Raw genomic sequence first — 18,596 nt, forward strand, 5'->3', positions numbered from 1 at the left:
GATCGGCATCGACGACAAGGCGGCGACCGCGACGCGCGGCTGGTTCAGGATCGATCCTGCGACCTGCCGCGTGGTGGTGCAGGGCACGCTGACGGCCGACCGCATCCTGCTCAATGCCCGCGCGCTCGGCGTCTATGGCGCCTCCCCGATTCCGCAGAACGGCCGCGACATGCTGTGCGTGGCGCAGGACAATTTCGTCATCGCGGCGGCACGGCAGTGCCGCAGCGGTCAGACGCAAGTCGCCTTCACGCAGGTGACGCCGACGCAAGCCGCGGACGGCAACCTCATTGCCTATCTCGCCGAGGATTCCGAATATGACGACGAGCAGGCGCGCCTCGCCGGCATCCAGCGGCTGCTGGTGATCGCGGGCTACGACGTCGGCGCGATCGACGGTGTCGACGGGCCGAAGACGCAAGCCGCGCTCACCGGCTTTCTCAAGAGCCGTGGACTCGCGTCCGACACCGTGTCGTCGCAAAGCTTCTTCAAGACCATGGTCGATGCGGTGCAGACGCCGTCCACGAGCGGCCTCACCTGGTGCAACGACACGCCGCACAAGGTGATGGCGGCGGTCGCGACAGACGACGGCAAGTCGGTGACGAGCCGCGGCTGGTATCGCATCGATCCGAAGACGTGCCTGCACCCTGATGTGTCAGGCCAGCCCAAACAGATCTTCAGCTTCGCCGAAGCGGTCGACGCCGACAACCGGGTCGTCAGGCTGAAGGACCGGCCGCTGAACTGGGGCGGTGACAAGCAGCTCTGCACGCGCGAGACCAAGTTCGAGACCAGCGAGCAGACCGATTGCGCCGCCCGGGGCTTCGCCGCCACGGGTTTTGGTGCGGTGGATATGTCGAGCGGCGGCAAGACGCTGCGGTTTGCGCTGCCGTGATCGAGAGGAGTCGATGAACTTGCCCCGCACTTTCGACCATGTGGACACCTGGGTGTTCGATCTCGACAACACGCTCTATCCGCATCACGTCAATCTGTGGCAGCAGGTCGATGCGCGGATCGGGGAGTTCGTCTGCAACTGGCTGAATGTCGGCCCGGAGGAAGCGCGCAAGATCCAGAAGGATTATTATCTGCGCTTCGGCACCACCATGCGCGGCATGATGACCCTGCACGGCGTCTCCGCCGACGACTACCTCGCCTATGTCCACAAGATCGACCACTCGCCGCTGGAGCCGAACCCGCAGCTCGGCGAAGCCATCGCAAAGCTGCCGGGACGAAAGCTGATCCTCACCAACGGCTCGGTCGACCATGTCGATGCCGTGCTGGCGCGGCTCGGCTTCGCCGGCCATTTCGACGGCGTGTTCGACATCATCGCCGCCGAGTTCGAGCCGAAGCCGGCGGAGCAGACCTACCGGAAATTCCTCGCGGACCATTCGGTCGATCCGACCCGCGCCGCCATGTTCGAGGATCTTGCGCGCAACCTCACCGTGCCCCACGCACTCGGCATGACCACGGTGCTGGTGGTGCCCGACGGCACCAAGGAGGTGGTGCGCGAGGACTGGGAACTGGAGGGCCGGGATGCCGCCCATGTCGACCACGTCACGGATGATCTGACGGGGTTTTTGGGCAAGCTGTCGCCACGATAACAGCTGTCGTCCCGGGGCACGAAGCGAGCCCGGGACCCATAACCACAGGAAGCGCTTGTGGCGCGAGATCGATAACTCCGAGTCCTCGCCAAACACCTGCCTGTGGCTATGGGTCCCGGGCTCGCGCTTCGCGCGCCCCGGGACGACGACCGAGTATGCCTTGACTCCGCCCGCTCAAATCCCGAAAAAGCGCCCAATCCTTCGAAATTCCCGCTTCCTAGAGGAAATCCCGATGTCCCTGTCCGCCCTCGAATCCACCATCAACAGCGCCTTCGATGCGCGTGACGGCATCTCGATTTCGACCAAGGGCGAGGTGCGCGAGGCCGTGGAGCAGGTGCTGGAGACCTTGGACAAGGGCGAGGCGCGCGTGGCCGAGCGCGGCACTGATGGCAAGTGGAAGGTCAATCAATGGCTGAAGAAGGCGGTGCTGCTGTCGTTCCGCCTCAACGACATGGACGTCATTCCCGGCGGCCCCGGCAAGGCGAGCTGGTGGGACAAGGTGCCCTCGAAGTTCGAAGGCTGGGGCGAGAACCGCTTTCGCGACGCCGGTTTTCGCGCCGTGCCGGGCGCGGTGGTCCGCCGCTCGGCCTTCATCGCCAAGAACGTCGTGCTGATGCCGTCCTTCGTCAATCTCGGCGCTTATGTCGATGAGAGCACCATGGTCGACACCTGGGCCACCGTCGGCTCCTGCGCCCAGATCGGCAAGCGCGTGCACATCTCCGGCGGCGCCGGCATCGGCGGCGTGCTCGAGCCGCTCCAGGCCGAGCCCGTGATCATCGAGGACGATTGCTTCATCGGCGCGCGCAGCGAGGTCGCCGAGGGCGTGATCGTGCGCAAGGGCGCGGTGCTGGCGATGGGCGTGTTCCTGGGGGCCTCGACCAAGATCGTCGACCGCGAGACCGGCGAGGTCTTCATGGGCGAAGTCCCCGAGTATTCGGTGGTGGTTCCGGGCGCGCTGCCCGGCAAGCCGATGAAGAACGGTCAGATCGGCCCGAGCACCGCCTGCGCCGTCATCGTCAAGCGCGTCGACGAGCGCACGCGCTCCAAGACCAGCATCAACGAGCTGCTGCGGGATTGATGTCAGGCGAATGGCGAATGGCCAGTGGCGAATGGGGCCTGGGCCCTGCTCGCCATTCGCTATTCACCATTCGCCTCATCGAACCCGCTCTCCCTCCATCGCGACCAATTCTCCGGGCGGCGCCTCCCGCCCGGAGCCTCTCGCATGGACTGGACCTGGTACCTCTTCCGCTTCGACGGCCGGATTGGCCGCGCCGGGTTCTGGTGCAGCCTGATCCTTGTCTTTTGCGGCATGATCCTGCTGCTCTGCCTTTGCCTGGGCATCATGAACGCGTTGGGCAGCGAGGTCAGATCCTTCAATCTGAACGCTGACGACGTCTTTAGGATCGTCGATCCCACGGCCTATCGATGGGCGCTGCTGGACAATCTGCCGCTGCTGCTGCTCAAGCTGGCTGCGACCGCACTGACGCTCTGGATCTCCCTCGCGATCACAGTGAAGCGCCTGCATGATCGCGACAAGTCCGCCTGGTGGCTGCTTGCGTATTTCATGCTGCCGGGCCTCACCAAGCAGTTCGAGGACCGCCTTCCGGACACCTATTTGATGCTGCCGATTGCGCTGGCGAGCTTCATCCTTTCCCTCGCCGCTGTTGTCGAGACCGGCTTCCTGCGCGGCACCGCAGGGCCCAATCGGTTCGGTCCCGCCCCGGAAGCCCGGGACGATTCCGCGCCCTCCGCAAAAGTATGGGACCAGAGCCGCGAGATCGAATTTGTTCCGCCCCGTGCTAGCCCACCCGGCGGCATGCATGTTAAGCGGGGCGCATGACCGATGCTCTCTCCATTGCCCGCGACCTGATCCGCTGCCCCTCGGTAACCCCGGCCGATGCCGGTGCGCTCGGGGTGCTCGAAAACATCCTCACCGCCGCCGGCTTCGTTTGCCACCGCGTGACGTTCAGCGAGGAAGGCACCGCCGACGTCGACAATCTCTATGCGCGGATCGGCAGCGAGGGCCCGCACATCACCTTTGCCGGACACACCGACGTTGTGCCGCCGGGTGACGAGAGCGCCTGGAGCGTCGGCGCGTTCTCCGGTGAGGTGAAGGACGGCGTGCTGCATGGCCGCGGCGCGGTCGACATGAAGGGCGGCATCGCCTGCTCGGTCGCCGCGGTGCTGCAGCATCTCGCTGCCAATGACGGCAAGCCGCGCACCGACGGAAAGGGCTCGATCTCGTTCCTGATCACCGGCGACGAGGAAGACGTCTCCATCAACGGCACCATCAAGCTGTTGAAATGGGCGGCTGGGCGCGGCGAAAAGTTCGACCATTGCGTGCTGGGCGAGCCCTCCAATGTCGAGACGCTGGGCGACACCATCAAGGTCGGCCGCCGCGGCTCGCAATCGGGCACGCTCTATGTCGACGGCGTGCAAGGCCATGTCGCCTATCCGCATCGCGCCTCCAACCCGGTGCCCGACATCTCCAGGCTGATCGTCGCGATCTCCGACGAGCCGCTCGACCATGGCAGCGCGCAATTCCAGGCTTCCAACCTCGAATTCACCTCGGTCGACGTCGGCAACAAGGCGAGCAACGTCATTCCCGGCGAGGCCCGCGCGAAATTCAACATCCGTTACAACGACAACCACACGCAAGCGAGCTTGCGCGAGCTGGTCGAGACGCGCCTCGCAAAAGCCTGCGGCAACCGCATCAAGGCCCGCATCGTCTGGGAGCCCTCGAACTCCAACGTGTTCGTGACCAAGCCCGGCCCGTTCACCGATCTCGCAGTGGCCGCAATCGAGGAGGTGACCGGCCGCAAGCCGGAGCTGTCGACCTCGGGCGGCACCTCGGACGCGCGCTTCATTTCCAGCTACTGCCCGGTGATCGAGTTCGGCCTGGTCGGCCAGACCATGCACCAGATCGACGAGCGCGTGCCGGTGGCTGATCTGGAGAAGCTGACCAAGGTGTATCGGGGGATTTTGGCGCGGTATTTTGCCTAAGCGCTCAGCGCCACCACGGGTTGCGCTGTCATCGCCCGCGAAGGGGGGCGATCCAGTATTCCAGAGGCAGCAGTGATTGAGCCGAGGGGCCGCGGCGTACTGGATGCCCCGCCTTCGCGGGGCATGACAGCGAGGGTGTGGTGAGATCGCACGCGATCTCTGCGCCCTCGCTAATAATCCACCTTCACCAGATACAGGCCCTCCGGCGGGGCGACGATGCCGCAGGCGGCGCGGTTGCGGGCGGCGAGAGCGGCGGAGAGATCGTCGGCGCTCCAGCGTCCTTCGCCGACCCAGACCAGCGAGCCCACCATCGAGCGCACCTGGCTGTGCAGGAACGAGCGCGCCGAGGTGATGATCGTGATCTCGCGGCCGTCGCGCAGCACGTCGAGCTGGTCGAGCGTCTTCTCCGGCGATTTGGCCTGGCACTCGGTGTCGCGGAACGTGGTGAAATCGTGCTTGCCGAGCAGGCGCTGCGCGGCCGCATGCATCGCGTCGCTGTCGAGCCGTCGCGGCACGCGCCAGGCGTGACCGATGTCGAGGGCGAGATTGGCGCGGGTGTTGACGATGCGATAGCGGTAGTGGCGCTTGATGGCCGAGAAGCGCGCCTCGAAGGTCTCGGGGACGATCTCGGCCTCGAGCACCGCGACCGGATGCGGCCGCAGATGCGCGTTCAGCCCGTCGCGAAACCGGCCCGGCGGAAATGGCTTCTCGACGTCGACATGCGCGACCTGGCCGCGCGCATGCACACCGGCGTCGGTGCGGCCGGCGCCGTGCACGCGCAGATCGGCGCCGGTCATCGCCTTGACGGCGGCTTCCAAGGCGCCCTGCACCGAGGGCAGCGACTCCTGCACCTGCCAGCCGCAGAAGGGCGCGCCGTCATATTCAATCGTGAGCTTGTAGCGGGGCATTGTATCCAGTTTCGCTGTCATTGCCCGCGAAGGCGGGCAATCCAGTAGTCCGCAGCCCATCCGGTTGCCGAGAAGCCTCGGCGTACTGGATACCCCGCCTTCGCGGGGTATGACAGCGTCAGTGGAATTTAGCTCCCGCCTTCAGCGGCACGCCACGCAAAAAATCCGCGGCCTGCATGCGGGCCTTGCCTTCGCGCTGCAGCTCGATGATGCGGATGGCGCCCTCGCCGCAGGCGATGGTGAGGTGGTCGTCGAGCACTTCGCCCGGCGCGCCCGCGCCTTTCGCGGGCTCGCAGCGCAGGATTTTGACGCGCGCATTGTCAAGCTCCGCCCAGGCGCCGGGGAACGGCGACAAGCCGTGGATGTGGCGCAGCACGGCGCGCGCGGGCTTGCTCCAGTCGATCCGCGCCTCGGCCTTGTCGATCTTGGCGGCATAGGTGACTCCGTCCTGGCTCTGCTTTTTGAGTTGGAGCCCGCCGCGTCCGAGCGCGGCCATCGCGCGCACCGTGAGATCGGCCCCCAACCGGGAGAGACGGTCGTGCAGGTCAGCCGCGGTCATGGTGTCCGTGATCGCAAGACGCTCGGCCATGGCGACGTCGCCGGTATCCAAGCCGACGTCCATCTTCATCACCATCACGCCGCTCTCGGCATCGCCGGCCATGATGGCGCGGTTGATGGGCGCGGCACCGCGCCAGCGCGGCAAGAGCGAGGCATGCAGATTGTAGCAGCCGAGCTTGGGCGCATCGAGGATCGCCTGCGGCAGGATCATGCCGTAGGCGACGACGACGGCCGCATCGGCATCGAACGCACGAAACTCATCGAGCGCTTCCGGCGTCTTCAACGTCTTCGGCGTCAGCACGGGAACACCGAGCTTTCGCGCGGCGTCCTCGACCGGCGTCGGCTGCAATTGCAGGCCGCGGCGGCCACCGGGCTTCGGCGCGCGGGTGTAGACGGCTACGATCTCGTGGCCATGCGCGACCAGCTCGAGCAGCGTCGGCACGGAGAAATCGGGCGTGCCCATGAAGATCAGGCGGAGGGGCATCGGGGCTGCATTCGGTGAGAGTTCTGATTCTCCGTCATGCCCGGGCTTGTCCCGGGCATCCACGGACTTGGCGACAAAGCAAGCAAGGCGTGGATGGCCGGGTCAAGCCCGGCCATGACGAGTTGAGAGAGCCGGGCCCTACTCGCCCGCGCGCTTAGCGGCCTTCTCAAACTTCTTCATCACGCGGTCGCGCTTAAGCTTCGACAGATAGTCGACGAACAGGACGCCGTTGAGATGGTCGATCTCGTGCTGGATGCAGGTGGCGTAGAGGCCTTCGGCGTCCTCCTCGTGCACCTTGCCGTCGAGGTCGAGGAAACGCACGCGCACCTTCGCGGGACGCTCGACCTCCTCGTAATATTCGGGAATCGACAGGCAGCCTTCCTCGTAAGTGGACAGCTCCTCGGAGGAGGCGATGATCTCCGGATTGATGAAGACGCGGGGCTGGTGCCTGGTCTCGCCGTCCTCGTCGCGCTTGGCGAGGTCCATGGTGATCAGCCGCAGCGGCTGCGCGACCTGGATCGCAGCAAGGCCGATGCCGGGCGCGTCGTACATGGTCTCGAACATGTCGTCGGCAAGCTTGCGGATCTCCGGCGTGACCTTCTCGATCGGCTTGGAGACCAGGCGCAGCTGCTTGTCGGGCAGGATGATGATTTCTCTGAGGGCCATGGCCGCGATTTAAGCTGCGCGCCGGATGCGGTCAATCCAGCGAGGAACTCCGTTAACCCTCCGCTAACCATAAATCTTCGGGCTCCATTAACCATAAAAATTAGTGCCTCGTTAACCGTCATCGTTCCCTCTTCGTTCGCGTTCGCGTGCGAATCGGCTAGAAGGGCAGGCATGAACGAGATCATTTTCACGGCTGGCGACTGGCCGGTGCGCACGATCGACGCGCTGATCGGCTTCGGTGCCCTGGTCCTCATCCTGCTGGTAGTCATCGCCGTGGTGATCGCGCGCTCCGGGCGGCGCGGCGCGGAACTCGCCATGGCGCACGCGATCCGGGCCGACGAGCTCGAGGAACGGCTCAGCGAAGTGCTGCGAGCCCAGAGCGAATCCTCGGGCCGGGTCGATGCCATGACACAAGCGCTGGCGGGGCGTCAGGCCGAGATGGCGCGGGGGCTCAACGAGCGGCTGGACTCGGTGACGCACCGCGTCGGCCAATCCATGGAGCACTCCACCCGCAACACCATGGAGAGCCTGCGCGCGCTGCACGAGCGGCTCGGCATCATCGACAGCGCGCACAAGAACCTCACCGACCTCACCACGCAGGTGACGACCTTGCGCGACGTGCTCGCCAACAAGCAGTCGCGCGGCGCCTTCGGCCAGGCGCGGATGGAGGCGATCGTGCAGGACGGACTGCCGAAAGGCTCCTACGAGTTCCAGTTCACGCTTTCGACCGGAAAGCGGCCGGACTGCGTCGTGTTCCTGCCGGACCAGCGCCCGCTCTGCATCGACGCGAAATTTCCGCTGGAGGCGATGACGGCGCTGCACGACGCCCGCACCGACGAGGAGAAGCGCATCGCCACGCAGCGGCTGCGCGGCGACGTGATGAAGCACGTCAGCGACATTGCCGAGAAATATCTCGTCGCCGGCGAGACCCAGGAGATGGCGCTGATGTTCGTGCCGTCGGAATCGGTCTACGCCGAGATCCATGACGGTTTCGACGACGTGATCCAGAAGGCCTATCGCGCCCGCGTCGTGCTGGTATCGCCCTCTCTGCTGATGCTCGCGATCCAGGTGATGCAGCAGATCATGAAGGACGCGCGCATGCGCGATGCCGCCGACCAGATTCGCACCGAGGTGATCAAGCTCGGCGACGACCTCGGCCGCCTGCGCGACCGCGTACTGAAGCTGCAGAAGCATTTTTCCGACGTCAACGAGGACGTCCGCCAGGTGCTGATCTCCGCCGACAAGATCGAGAAGCGCGCAGGACGGATAGAAGAACTCGATTTCAGCAAGAGCGATGCGGAAGGCCCGCGTCTGGTGGCGACGGGGGCGGCGGAGCTGTTTCCAAGGAAGCTCCAGGCCGGGGAGTGAAATTAGGGCACACCGTCATGCCCCATGACTGTCATGCCCCGCGAAGGCGGGGCATCCAGTATTCCGCAGCCCGTGTGATTGAGTCGAGACGCCGCGGAGTACTGAATCGTCCGCCTTCGCGGACGATGACATCGAGAGGGTGGAGAGAGCATCCGCCCCACTGAGCTCGCAACAGTCTTTTCCGCCAGAATCTGCTAACACCCCCTCATGACCGCACCCGACGCGACCTCCTCCGCCGCGGCTTCCGCGCCTGCGCCCTCCTGGCGCGACAGCCTTGCCGTTTACCTGCAGCCGCGGGTGCTAATCGTGCTGTTCCTCGGCTTCTCCTCGGGGCTGCCGCTGGCGCTGTCGGGATCGACGCTGCTGGTCTGGATGGCCGAGGCCGGGGTCGATCTCGGAACGATCGGGCTGTTCGCGCTGGTTGGAACGCCGTACACGCTCAAATTCCTGTGGGCGCCGCTGGTCGATGCGCTGCATGTCCCGCTCTTCACCCGTGCCTTCGGACGTCGCCGTGGCTGGCTGGTGTTTTCGCAGCTGCTGCTGATCGGCGCTATTCTGCTGTTGGCCCTGACCGATCCGGCGCGCTCGCCGCTGTTCGTCGCGCTTGGCGCACTCCTGGTCGCGACCATGTCCTCGACCCAGGACATCGTCGTCGACGCCTTCCGCGTCGAGAGCCTGCCCGAGAGCGAGCAGGCCGCCGGCATGGCCGCCTATGTCGCGGCTTACCGCATCGGCATGTTGGTATCGACTGCGGGCGCCTTGTTCATCGTCACCGGTTTCGAGGCGGTCGTCCCGCGTGGCGCCGCCTGGATGTGGGGCTATGTGGTGATGGCGGCCATGGTGCTGATCGGCACGGTGACTGCACTGGCCGCCACCGAGCCGGCACAATCGCAGCGCGCCGAGGCCGTCACGCGGGACGATGGCGCCCTCACGCGGGTGTTCCATGCCGCGCTGGGCGCGTTCTCAGAGTTCTTGCAGCGAAAGGAGGCATGGACCGCGCTTGCCTTTGTCGTGCTGTTCAAATTCACCGACGCGTTTTCCGGCAACATGACCGTGCCGTTCGTGATCGATATCGGCTTCACGCGCAACGACTACGCCGTGATCGTCAAGGGAGTCGGTATCATCGCGACATTGGCGGGCGGTTTTGCCGGCGGCTTCGTGGCCCGGCGCTATTCGCTCGCAACCAGCCTGTGGATCGGCGGCATCGTGCAGGCGATGTCCAATTTGTCGTTTTCGTGGCTTGCGCTTGTCGGCGTCAACGAATGGGCGCTAACCCTGGCCATCACCTCCGACAATTTCTGCAACGCCATCGGCACCGTGATCTTCGTCGCCTATCTCTCGGCGCTGTGCCAGAACCCGCTGCATACCGCGACCCAATATGCGCTGCTGACCGCGCTCGCCGCTGTGGGACGCACCTATTTGTCGTCAGGCGCGGGGTACCTCGCGAAAGAGACGGGCTGGCCGATGTTCTTCGCGATCTCCGTCCTCGTCGCCATCCCGAGCTTGATGCTGCTGGCGTATTTGCAGAAGCGCGGGCATTTCGAAGCGCTGGGGCCGGTGCGGGTGTAGCCCACACTTGCTGTCATGCCGCGCCACCGGGTCTCGCCTACGGCGAGCCCGATGACAGGCTCCGGCGGGGCATCCAGTATTCCGAGACAGTTGTGATTGACCGTGAAGCTGCGGCGTACTGGATCGCCCGCCTTCGCGGGCGATGACACCGGAGTCGGAGAGAGCGCCCCCTACTGCTTCTTGATCAGGCTCCACTTCGTGATCACGGCCTCGCTCATCTGGCCGGCGTCGCTGGCGCAGGCGATCTCGTCGACCTTGACCGAGATCTCCTTGCCGACGAAGGATTTCAGCTGCGTGGCCTGCGCGTCGCTGGAGGTGACGAGCTGGAAGGTCTCGGGGCCGGTCTCGAGATTGCACAGCCCGTTCGGCGGCGGCAGCCGGCGCGGCTCGGACGTGATCTGATAGGTGGCGACGCGCTTGCCGTTCTTGACGTCGCGCACCTTCATCGCGTTCAGCTCGCCCGACAGGACGTCGCCGGTGTTGATCGGCTTGCCGGGCTTGGACGGCGGCGTCTCATCGCCCTGCTGCGCGGAAATGGCCGGGGTCACCAGAATCATCATCGTCGCGACCAAAGCCGAGCGTGTGGCGAAAAGTTTCGTCATGTCGTCCGTTCCGTAAAGTCTGGATGGGAATTCTTGCTTTGACGCGTTTTCTTCACACGAACCGGTATCCACTTCGCTCGAAAACGCTCTAGAACAGGGTGCGCTGCCGCATCGCAGCCGATAGCGTACCTTCATCGAGATAATCAAGCTCGCCGCCGACGGGAACCCCGTGGGCGAGGCGCGTCACCTTCACGTTGGCGTCCTGAAGCAAGTCGGTGATGTAGTGCGCCGTAGTCTGGCCGTCCACCGTCGCATTGAGGGCCAGGATGATCTCATGCACCTGCTGGTCATGGGCACGCGCCACCAGCGCGTCGATCGTGAGGTCCTGCGGGCCGACGCCGTCGAGCGGCGACAATGTCGCGCCCAGCACATGATAGCGCCCCTGGGTGGCATTGGCGCGCTCCAGCGCCCAGAGGTCGGCGACGTCGGCGACGACGACGATGATGGAGGGATCGCGCTTCGGATCGGTGCAGACGGTGCAGGGGTTTTGCGTGTCGATGTTGCCGCAGGTCTTGCAGACCTCGACCTTGTCGAGCGCAACCTGGAGCGCCGACGACAGCGGCATCATCAGCGCTTCGCGCTTCTTGATCAGGTGCAGCGCCGCGCGCCGCGCCGAACGGGGACCAAGGCCCGGCAGCCGCGCGAGCAGCTGGACCAGCCGCTCGATTTCAGGACCTGCAACCGCGCCCATCTTACTGGCCGAACAACCCCGGCGGCAGGCCGAGCCCGCCCGTGAGCGACTGCATCTTCTCCTGCACCGCCGTTTCCGCCTTGCGGCGGGCATCCGCAAGCGCGGTAACGAGCAGGTCTTCCAGCACCTCGCGCTCTTCAGCCTTCATCAGCGAGGGATCGATATTGATGCTCTTGACGTCCATCTTGGCGGTCATGCGCACGGCGACGAGGCCGCCGCCGGAAATGCCCTCGACCTCGACGCTCGAGAGCTGGTCCTGCATCTCCTGCATCCTGGATTGCAGCTGCGCCGCCTGCTTCATCATGCCGAGAAAATCAGCCATAGCTCGATGTCCTTGAAAGAGGCTCAGAGATCGTCGTCGCCGTCGAAACCGGCCGGTGGATCGTCACTGCCATAGTCGGCGTTAATATTGGTTTCCGGCGTCTCGGGGGCAAGCCTGCGGACCTCGACGACTTTCGCGCCGGGGAAACGCGACAGCACCTCCTGCACGCGCGGATCGGCCTCGGCGGTGCGGGCATGCTCCTGCTTCGCCGCCTGGTTCACCGAGCGCAGCGTCGGCTGGCCTTGTTCGTTGGAGACGATCACGGTCCAGCGGCGGCCGGTCCACAGCTCGAATTTCCTCGCAAGCTCCGAGATCATGGTCTTGGAGGCGTTGGGCTCGAGCGCGACTTCCAGCCGGCCCTCCTCGAAACGGACCAGGCGCATGTCGCCTTCGAGCGCGCTCTTGGTCATGATGTCGCGCTTCTGGCCTGCGAGCGCGACGAGCTGGGTGAAACTCGTGATGCGCAGCTGCGGCGTGGCGCCTTGCGGGGCCGGCGCGGGGGCAGCCATCTGCGGCCGTGCGCCACCACCGAAGGAAGACGGCGATGACGTCGGCATACGAACGGGCGCAGACGTGACCGGCGGCGCAGAAGCCATCGGCGCACCCGGCGCGCTGCGCGCAGCTCCCCCGCCGTTCACGACCTGCGAGCCGCCGCCGTTCTGTTCCAGCATCCTGATGGCTTCGTCCGGCGTCGGCAGATCGGCCACGTAGGCGATACGCACCAAAACCATCTCGGCCGCGGCGGCGGGGCGCGTTGCGGCCTGTACCTCGGTGATGCCCTTGAGCAGCATCTGCCACATCCGCGACAGCACCCGCATGGAGATCTTCGAGGCGAAGTCCCGCGCGCGAACCCGCTCGGTCTCGCCATAGGCGACGTTGTCGGCAACCGCCGGAATGACCTTCACCCGGGTGACGAAATTGACGAATTCGGCGAGGTCCGAGAGCACCACGACCGGATCGGCGCCCACGTCGTACTGGTCGCGGAACTCCTTGAAGGCGGCGGCGATGTCGCCGCGCGCCAGCGACTCGAAGAGGTCGATGACGCGGGTGCGGTCGGCAAGGCCCAGCATCTGCCTGACCGCGTCGGCCTTCACCTGGCCCGCCGCATGCGCAATCGCCTGGTCGAGCAGCGACAGCGAATCGCGCACCGAGCCTTCGGCGGCACGCGCGATGATGCCGAGCGCCTCCGGTTCGATCTCGACGCTTTCCTTGGCCGCGATGTTGGCGAGGTGTTTCATCAGCACATCGGCCTCGACACGGCGCAGGTCGAAGCGCTGGCAGCGCGACAGCACGGTGACGGGAACCTTGCGGATCTCGGTGGTGGCGAACACGAATTTGGCGTGCTCCGGCGGCTCCTCCAGCGTCTTCAGGAAGGCGTTGAACGCCGCTGTCGACAGCATGTGGACTTCGTCGATGATGTAGACCTTGTAGCGGGCGCTGGCGGGGGCATAGCGCACGCTGTCATTGATCTGGCGGACGTCGTCGACGCCGGTGTGTGACGCCGCGTCCATCTCCAGCACGTCCATGTGCCGGCTTTCCATGATCGCCTGGCAGTGCACGCCGAGCGAGGGCATGTGGATGGTCGGCCCCTTCACCGAGCCCTCAGGCATCTCATAGTTGAGTGCACGAGCCAGAATGCGCGCGGTGGTGGTCTTGCCGACGCCGCGGACGCCGGTGAGGATCCAGGCCTGCGGGATGCGCCCGGTCTCGAACGCGTTGGAGACGGTGCGGACCACGGCCTCCTGGCCGATCAGGTCGTCGAATGAGGAAGGACGGTATTTGCGCGCCAGCACCCGGTAGGGCGTGTTGCCGGCTTGGCCGGCGCTGTCAGGATTGGGAGGGGCGCCAGCGTCGGTCATCGGTCGATCCGCAATGAAATCTCTCTCGGCCGGCTTTTGCGGAAAGGAGCGCGCTGGCGGGAAGCCCGCCGGCGCTGGTTCGCTCGAAAAAAACAGGTAGGAGACTGACGAGCGACCCGATCCGGACCTCGTTAGGGCTGCTTCCTTCCGGACCTGACCCGGTTGGCGAGTGGCTCGTCCACCGCCAATCTCCCGGTCCCTATTTGGGGCCAAAGGGAGCGGAAAGCAAGCGGGTATCCTGAGGTCCCCCGCACACCCGGCGGATGGCCCGTCAGCCCGCTCTGACCTCAACGTCGGCGATCTGGAACCTCCGTGATTCGTGCAAACCGCTTGCGGTATTCGGCCGGCGTCACGCCGACGTGACGATGGAAGGCGCGGCGCAGCGTATCGGCATCGGCGAACCCACAATGCAGCGCCACCTGCTTCGGTGGTTCGTTGCCGAACTCGAGCAGCCTTCTTGCCGCATTGACCCGGGCTTCTTCGACCCAGGTCGCAGGCGTGACCCCGACCTCGGCGCGGAAGAGCCGGGCAAAGTGCCTTGGGCTGAGCTCCATGCGCTCCGCGAGGTTTGCAACGCTGTGATCGAGCGAGGGGTTGGCGGCGACCCAGCGCTGCAACTCCTGCAGCGCGGCGCGGCCGGCGGGAACGGCCTCGCCCTTGCGGGTGAACTGCATCTGCCCACCCGGACGCTTGAAGAACATCACGAGCTGGCTTGCGACCTTCATGGCCGTATCGCGCCCGAGATCTTCCTCAACCAGCGCCAGTGCCAGATCCAGCCCGGCGGTGACGCCCGCGGCCGTACGGAGCTTGCCGTCGGTGACGTAGATGGCATCCTTGTCCACCGTGACCGACGGGAATTTCCTGGCCAGCATGTCCGCGACCGCCCAATGCGTCGTGACCCGCCTTCCATCGAGCAGACCGGCGGCGGCAAGGAAGAACGCCCCGCTGCACACCGAGCCGAACCTGCGGGTTCGCGAAGCCCGCCGCCGCAGCCAGTCGACGACACCTCCATCCGCCGGGACTTCCGCTGCGTTCGGGCATCCCGCGACCAGCAGGGTGTCGACCGGTTCCTGGAAGTCACGGTCGACGATCCGGTCGGGCATCAGCCGGACACCCGAGGAGCTGCGGATCGGCCCCGGCTCCGCACCCGCCACGAACAAGGCATAGGCGTCATAGCCGGCCTGCACGTTGGCCTCGGCAAACACGTCGAGCGGTCCGGCAACGTCGAGCAGCTGCACGCCCGGCAGCGCCACGATCACAACTGTCCTCGTTTTCGGCTTCGCGCCCATGGCCGCCTCGATCCGGATTTGTCCGTTCTAGACGTATTACGTCGATTCAAGACAATCCAGCCCGGAACTAACATGCAGGCGACCCACATTCAAGGAGCTGATCATGTCAGACATCACCAAGGCCGCTGTCATTCCCGACAGCAAGCTCGCTCGCGCCATCACCGAATATATTCGCGATACCGAAACCGACCTGCTCTTCAATCATTCCAGCCGCGTCTACCAGTTCGGCGCGATGGCCGGAGTTCGCCGCGGGCTGACATTCGACCGCGAACTGCTCTACGCCGGCGCCATGTTTCACGACATCGGCCTGATGCCGGGCCACGGCAGCAAGCACGAGCGGTTCGAGGTCGACGGCGCGCATGCCGCACGCGACTTCCTGCGCAGCCACGGAATATCCGAGGCGGACGCCTACACGGTCTGGACCGCGATCGCCCTGCACACGACGCCGGGCATCCCTCAGCACATGCACCCGGTCGTCGCGCTGGTGACCGCGGGCGTCGAGATGGATGTCCTCGGACTGACCTACGATGAATATTCCGACACGGAGCGCGAAGCGGTCGTGAAGGCGTTTCCGCGCACGCCGCATTTCAAGGAAGACATCATCCAGGCCTTCTACGACGGCATCAAGTATCGGCCGGACACGACGTTCGGCAACGTCAAGGCCGATGTCATCGCCGACAAGGAACCGCATTTCCATCGCGGCAATTTCTGCAGCGTCATCCGCAATTCCCATTGGCACGGCTGACCGCGCGGCGCCGATACCCACCTCCATCATCGACCAGGACTTACGCCATGAGCGACAAACGCCCCCATCTCACGCACGCCACGGGAGCCCCCGTCAGCGACAATCTCAACATTATGACCGCCGGCCGCCGCGGCCCCGCATTGCTGCAGGACGTCTGGCTGATCGAGAAGCTCGCCCATTTCGATCGCGAGGTGATTCCCGAGCGGCGCATGCACGCCAAGGGATCCGGCGCCTTCGGAACCTTCACGGTCACCCATGACATCTCAGGCTACACCAAGGCGAAGATCTTCTCGGAGATCGGCAAGGTGACGCCGATGTTCGCGCGCTTCTCGACGGTGGCCGGCGAGCGCGGCGCGGCCGACGCCGAACGCGACATTCGCGGCTTTGCACTGAAGTTCTACACCGAGGAAGGCAATTGGGACATGGTGGGCAACAATACGCCCGTGTTCTTCTTCCGCGATCCCTTGCGCTTTCCCGACCTCAATCATGCGATCAAGCGCGATCCGCGCACCGGAATGCGCAGCGCCGACAACAATTGGGACTTCTGGACGCTGCTGCCGGAGGCCCTGCACCAGGTCACCATCGTGATGAGCGAACGTGGCATTCCCAAGAGCTTCCGGCACATGCACGGGTTCGGCAGCCACACCTACAGCTTCATCAACGCCGCCAATGAGCGCACCTGGGTGAAGTTTCACTTCCGGACCCAGCAGGGGATCGAAAACCTGACGGACGCCGAGGCTGAAGCCCTCATCGGCAAGGACCGCGAGACTCACCAGCGCGACCTGTTCGAGAGCATCGAACGCGGCGATTTCCCGCGCTGGACGATGTTCGTGCAGGTCATGACCGACGGTCAAGCCAAAGCGTTCGCCTTTAACCCGTTCGACCTGACCAAGATCTGGCCGAAGGCGGACTTCCCGCTGATCGAGGTCGGCTATTTCGAGTTGAACCGCAACCCGGAAAACGTCTTCGCCGAAGTCGAGCAGGCCTCCTTCTCTCCGGCCCATATCGTCCCCGGCATCGGCTTCTCACCCGACAAGATGCTGCAGGCACGGCTGTTCTCCTATGGTGACGCGGCGCGCTATCGCCTCGGCGTCAACCATCATCTGATCCCGGTCAACGCGCCGAAATGCCCGTATCACAGTTACCATCGCGATGGCGCGATGCGAACCGACGGCAATCTCGGGCGCACGCCGACCTATTTCCCGAACAGCCGCGGCGAGTGGGCGGACCAGCCCGACCTCAACGAGCCGCCGCTCGAGATCGACGGCGCGGCGGCGCATTGGGATCACCGCATCGACGACGATCATTACCGGCAACCCGGCGACCTCTTCCGCAAGATGAACGCTGCGCAGCGGCAAGCCTTGTTCGACAACACGGCTCGTTCTGTCGGGGTGGCGGCCGTGCCGATCCAGGAGCGGCACATCGCCAACTGCACCAAGGCCGATCCCGCCTACGGTGCAGGCGTCCGCGACGCACTGGCGCGGCTCGTGACTCTTCGCATCGAAGCCGCCGAATAGGATCAGCCGATCCATACCAACCTTCGGCGAACGGCACCGACAGGGTGCTGTTCGCCTGACGCGCCGGCGGCGGCCGCCTTCCCTCGGACAAACGCCCGCTTTCTTAATGCGAGCCACAGGATATTCTCAATTTAGTCGCCGAATACCGCGCACTGCCCCGCTCTCCCAGCCTCATCCGGCGGCGCGCCTGCCGCAACACGCGGACGCGCTTACGCGCCTCCGAAAGCATCACGGCCGATAGGCACCATGCCTATCTTCGAGGCCGCGCACATGCTTGATGCAATCCAGTCTTGACAGGGCCCGCCCGCCAGCGCCTTTCTATGAAATCCTGCCTGAACCAAAACAAAGGGTGCGCGAGAATTGGATCCGGAGCATTTTTCAGCCGGCTGACGCCGATTGAAGGCTGAATTTTTCGCGCGGGAGCCATCACACCTTCATCCAGCCAGAAAAGCGATTCTCAAATGGTTACACGTCGTGATGTCGCATCGATTGTCGGACTTGGCGCAATGGCTGCGGCCACGCTGGCTGCCCCGGCGGTGGCGCAGACGGCCGATCCGAACGAATCGACCTTCGCCCGCATCCGCCGGACCAAGAAGATGCGGATCGGCGCCGTCGGCGGCGGCGCGCCCTATTACATGAAGGACCTCACCTCCGGGCAGTGGAAGGGCTTCTACATCGACATCGCCAAGGGGCTCGCCGACGACATGGAGGCCGAGCTCGAGATCACCGAGACCACCTGGGGCAATTCGGTGCTCGACCTCCAGGCCAACAAAATCGACATCTTCTTCGGCCTCAACCCGACCCCGAAGCGTGCGCTGGTGGTCGACTTCTCGGTGCCGGTCTTCAACAACGCCTTCGCCATCCTCTGCAAGAAGGACTTCAAGCCGAAGACCTGGGCCGAGCTGAACTCGCCCGACATCAAGATCGCCGTCGACCAGGGCTCCTCGCACGACCAGGTCGTCAGCCGCCTGACACCGAAGGCGCAGATCACGCGGCTGAAGACCGCCGACGAGGCCACCGCCGCGCTGCAGACCGGCCGCGTCGATGCGCAATGCCTGATCACCATGCTGTCGCTGACCGTGCTGAAGAAGAACCCGTCGCTCGGCCAGCTCGTGCTGCCGACGCCGATCTTCGCCACCACGTCGAATGCCGGCTTCCGCCGCGAGGCCGACAAGACCTGGCGCGACTACGTCAACACCTGGATCGACTTCAACAAGGGCCTCGGCTTCATCCGCAACGCGATCATCACCAACATGGAGCTGGTGGGCGTGACGGAAGCGGACATTCCGCCGGGCGTGTCGTTGTAAGATGTATTGAGCGCCTGAAGCATCCGCACCGTCATGGCCGGGCTTGTCCCGGCCATCCACGTCTTCCCCGCGGCACAGAGAACGTGGATGCCCGGGACAAGCCCGGGCATGACGGC

General features: G+C 65.1%; 18 protein-coding genes and 1 other RNA gene. 10 read left to right on the forward strand and 9 right to left on the reverse strand.

Features of this window, described 5'->3' with window-relative positions:
- From SE91_RS28920 to dapE, 5 genes are all read left to right on the forward strand, one after another.
- Positions 1-886: DUF1036 domain-containing protein (locus SE91_RS28920; protein WP_063921325.1), on the forward strand; the 886-nt coding region annotated here is incomplete at its 5' end.
- 13 nt (positions 887-899) lie between these two features.
- Positions 900-1,592, forward strand: a complete 693-nt coding sequence (locus SE91_RS28925) for a pyrimidine 5'-nucleotidase (protein WP_061850079.1) — start codon at positions 900-902, stop codon at positions 1,590-1,592.
- 232 nt (positions 1,593-1,824) lie between these two features.
- The gene (dapD, locus tag SE91_RS28930; RefSeq protein ID WP_061850080.1) at positions 1,825-2,670 is read left to right on the forward strand and encodes a 2,3,4,5-tetrahydropyridine-2,6-dicarboxylate N-succinyltransferase; all 846 of its coding nucleotides are present in this window, start codon (positions 1,825-1,827) and stop codon (positions 2,668-2,670) included.
- A 144-nt stretch (positions 2,671-2,814) separates the two neighbouring features.
- Positions 2,815-3,432 (forward strand): DUF805 domain-containing protein, encoded by a 618-nt coding sequence (locus tag SE91_RS28935; protein WP_061850081.1) that lies wholly within the window; start codon positions 2,815-2,817, stop codon positions 3,430-3,432.
- On the forward strand, positions 3,429-4,595 hold the full coding sequence (gene dapE, locus SE91_RS28940; RefSeq protein ID WP_061850082.1) for a succinyl-diaminopimelate desuccinylase: 1,167 nt from the start codon (positions 3,429-3,431) through the stop codon (positions 4,593-4,595). Before SE91_RS28935 ends, dapE begins: the two co-directional genes overlap by 4 nt.
- Before the next feature lie 170 nt (positions 4,596-4,765).
- Here the strand turns inward: dapE and truA are convergent, their stop codons facing one another.
- From truA to def, 3 genes are all read right to left on the reverse strand, one after another.
- On the reverse strand, positions 4,766-5,503 hold the full coding sequence (gene truA / locus SE91_RS28945; RefSeq protein ID WP_061850083.1) for a tRNA pseudouridine(38-40) synthase TruA: 738 nt from the start codon (positions 5,501-5,503) through the stop codon (positions 4,766-4,768).
- A gap of 118 nt (positions 5,504-5,621) precedes the next feature.
- Positions 5,622-6,545, reverse strand: a complete 924-nt coding sequence (gene fmt / locus SE91_RS28950) for a methionyl-tRNA formyltransferase (RefSeq protein WP_061850084.1) — start codon at positions 6,543-6,545, stop codon at positions 5,622-5,624.
- 138 nt (positions 6,546-6,683) lie between these two features.
- Positions 6,684-7,211, reverse strand: a complete 528-nt coding sequence (gene def / locus SE91_RS28955) for a peptide deformylase (protein ID WP_008542718.1) — start codon at positions 7,209-7,211, stop codon at positions 6,684-6,686.
- A gap of 171 nt (positions 7,212-7,382) precedes the next feature.
- On the opposite strand from def, the gene SE91_RS28960 reads away from it, so the two are divergent.
- Positions 7,383-8,579, forward strand: coding sequence for a DNA recombination protein RmuC (locus SE91_RS28960; RefSeq protein WP_008542716.1), 1,197 nt, complete (start codon positions 7,383-7,385; stop codon positions 8,577-8,579).
- Positions 8,580-8,786: 207 nt separating this feature from the next.
- Positions 8,787-10,148, forward strand: a complete 1,362-nt coding sequence (locus tag SE91_RS28965; protein ID WP_061850085.1) for an AmpG family muropeptide MFS transporter — start codon at positions 8,787-8,789, stop codon at positions 10,146-10,148.
- 170 nt (positions 10,149-10,318) lie between these two features.
- On the opposite strand, the gene SE91_RS28970 is transcribed toward SE91_RS28965, so the two are convergent.
- The 6 genes from SE91_RS28970 to SE91_RS28995 all read right to left on the reverse strand — a co-directional run bounded on the left by SE91_RS28970 (position 10,319) and on the right by SE91_RS28995 (position 14,911).
- Positions 10,319-10,750: a hypothetical protein gene (locus tag SE91_RS28970; protein ID WP_008542698.1), complete on the reverse strand. Its 432-nt coding sequence runs from the start codon at positions 10,748-10,750 to the stop codon at positions 10,319-10,321.
- Between the two features lie 88 nt (positions 10,751-10,838).
- A complete protein-coding gene (gene recR, locus SE91_RS28975; RefSeq protein ID WP_061850086.1) occupies positions 10,839-11,441 on the reverse strand; it encodes a recombination mediator RecR in 603 nt (200 codons plus the stop codon).
- Position 11,442: 1 nt separating this feature from the next.
- The gene (locus SE91_RS28980; RefSeq protein WP_061850087.1) at positions 11,443-11,763 is read right to left on the reverse strand and encodes a YbaB/EbfC family nucleoid-associated protein; all 321 of its coding nucleotides are present in this window, start codon (positions 11,761-11,763) and stop codon (positions 11,443-11,445) included.
- Positions 11,764-11,786: 23 nt separating this feature from the next.
- Positions 11,787-13,622, reverse strand: a complete 1,836-nt coding sequence (locus tag SE91_RS28985) for a DNA polymerase III subunit gamma/tau (protein ID WP_061850088.1) — start codon at positions 13,620-13,622, stop codon at positions 11,787-11,789.
- Positions 13,623-13,718: 96 nt separating this feature from the next.
- An RNA gene (gene ffs, locus SE91_RS28990) (signal recognition particle sRNA small type) lies at positions 13,719-13,815 on the reverse strand.
- A gap of 94 nt (positions 13,816-13,909) precedes the next feature.
- A complete protein-coding gene (locus tag SE91_RS28995; RefSeq protein ID WP_061850089.1) occupies positions 13,910-14,911 on the reverse strand; it encodes a GlxA family transcriptional regulator in 1,002 nt (333 codons plus the stop codon).
- Positions 14,912-15,014: 103 nt separating this feature from the next.
- On the opposite strand from SE91_RS28995, the gene SE91_RS29000 reads away from it, so the two are divergent.
- From SE91_RS29000 to SE91_RS29010, 3 genes are all read left to right on the forward strand, one after another.
- A complete protein-coding gene (locus SE91_RS29000) occupies positions 15,015-15,656 on the forward strand; it encodes an HD domain-containing protein (protein ID WP_008542681.1) in 642 nt (213 codons plus the stop codon).
- Positions 15,657-15,703: 47 nt separating this feature from the next.
- Positions 15,704-17,173, forward strand: a complete 1,470-nt coding sequence (locus SE91_RS29005; RefSeq protein ID WP_061850090.1) for a catalase — start codon at positions 15,704-15,706, stop codon at positions 17,171-17,173.
- 461 nt (positions 17,174-17,634) lie between these two features.
- Positions 17,635-18,480 carry a transporter substrate-binding domain-containing protein gene (locus SE91_RS29010; RefSeq protein WP_060734653.1) on the forward strand — a complete coding sequence of 282 codons (846 nt, stop codon included), beginning with the start codon at positions 17,635-17,637 and terminating at the stop codon, positions 18,478-18,480.
- The last annotated feature ends 116 nt before the right edge of the window (positions 18,481-18,596 follow it).

It is taken from the genome of Bradyrhizobium sp. DOA1 (assembly GCF_001593325.1).
Taxonomy (GTDB): domain Bacteria; phylum Pseudomonadota; class Alphaproteobacteria; order Rhizobiales; family Xanthobacteraceae; genus Bradyrhizobium.

Coding starts and splice junctions, on each gene's coding strand:
- SE91_RS28925 (WP_061850079.1), top strand. CDS start 900: ATGAACTTGCCCCGCACTTTCGACCATGTGGACACCTGGGTGTTCGAT.
- dapD (WP_061850080.1), top strand. CDS start 1,825: ATGTCCCTGTCCGCCCTCGAATCCACCATCAACAGCGCCTTCGATGCG.
- SE91_RS28935 (WP_061850081.1), top strand. CDS start 2,815: ATGGACTGGACCTGGTACCTCTTCCGCTTCGACGGCCGGATTGGCCGC.
- dapE (WP_061850082.1), top strand. CDS start 3,429: ATGACCGATGCTCTCTCCATTGCCCGCGACCTGATCCGCTGCCCCTCG.
- truA (WP_061850083.1), bottom strand. CDS start 5,503: ATGCCCCGCTACAAGCTCACGATTGAATATGACGGCGCGCCCTTCTGC.
- fmt (WP_061850084.1), bottom strand. CDS start 6,545: ATGCCCCTCCGCCTGATCTTCATGGGCACGCCCGATTTCTCCGTGCCG.
- def (WP_008542718.1), bottom strand. CDS start 7,211: ATGGCCCTCAGAGAAATCATCATCCTGCCCGACAAGCAGCTGCGCCTG.
- SE91_RS28960 (WP_008542716.1), top strand. CDS start 7,383: ATGAACGAGATCATTTTCACGGCTGGCGACTGGCCGGTGCGCACGATC.
- SE91_RS28965 (WP_061850085.1), top strand. CDS start 8,787: ATGACCGCACCCGACGCGACCTCCTCCGCCGCGGCTTCCGCGCCTGCG.
- SE91_RS28970 (WP_008542698.1), bottom strand. CDS start 10,750: ATGACGAAACTTTTCGCCACACGCTCGGCTTTGGTCGCGACGATGATG.
- recR (WP_061850086.1), bottom strand. CDS start 11,441: ATGGGCGCGGTTGCAGGTCCTGAAATCGAGCGGCTGGTCCAGCTGCTC.
- SE91_RS28980 (WP_061850087.1), bottom strand. CDS start 11,763: ATGGCTGATTTTCTCGGCATGATGAAGCAGGCGGCGCAGCTGCAATCC.
- SE91_RS28985 (WP_061850088.1), bottom strand. CDS start 13,622: ATGACCGACGCTGGCGCCCCTCCCAATCCTGACAGCGCCGGCCAAGCC.
- SE91_RS28995 (WP_061850089.1), bottom strand. CDS start 14,911: ATGGGCGCGAAGCCGAAAACGAGGACAGTTGTGATCGTGGCGCTGCCG.
- SE91_RS29000 (WP_008542681.1), top strand. CDS start 15,015: ATGTCAGACATCACCAAGGCCGCTGTCATTCCCGACAGCAAGCTCGCT.
- SE91_RS29005 (WP_061850090.1), top strand. CDS start 15,704: ATGAGCGACAAACGCCCCCATCTCACGCACGCCACGGGAGCCCCCGTC.
- SE91_RS29010 (WP_060734653.1), top strand. CDS start 17,635: ATGGTTACACGTCGTGATGTCGCATCGATTGTCGGACTTGGCGCAATG.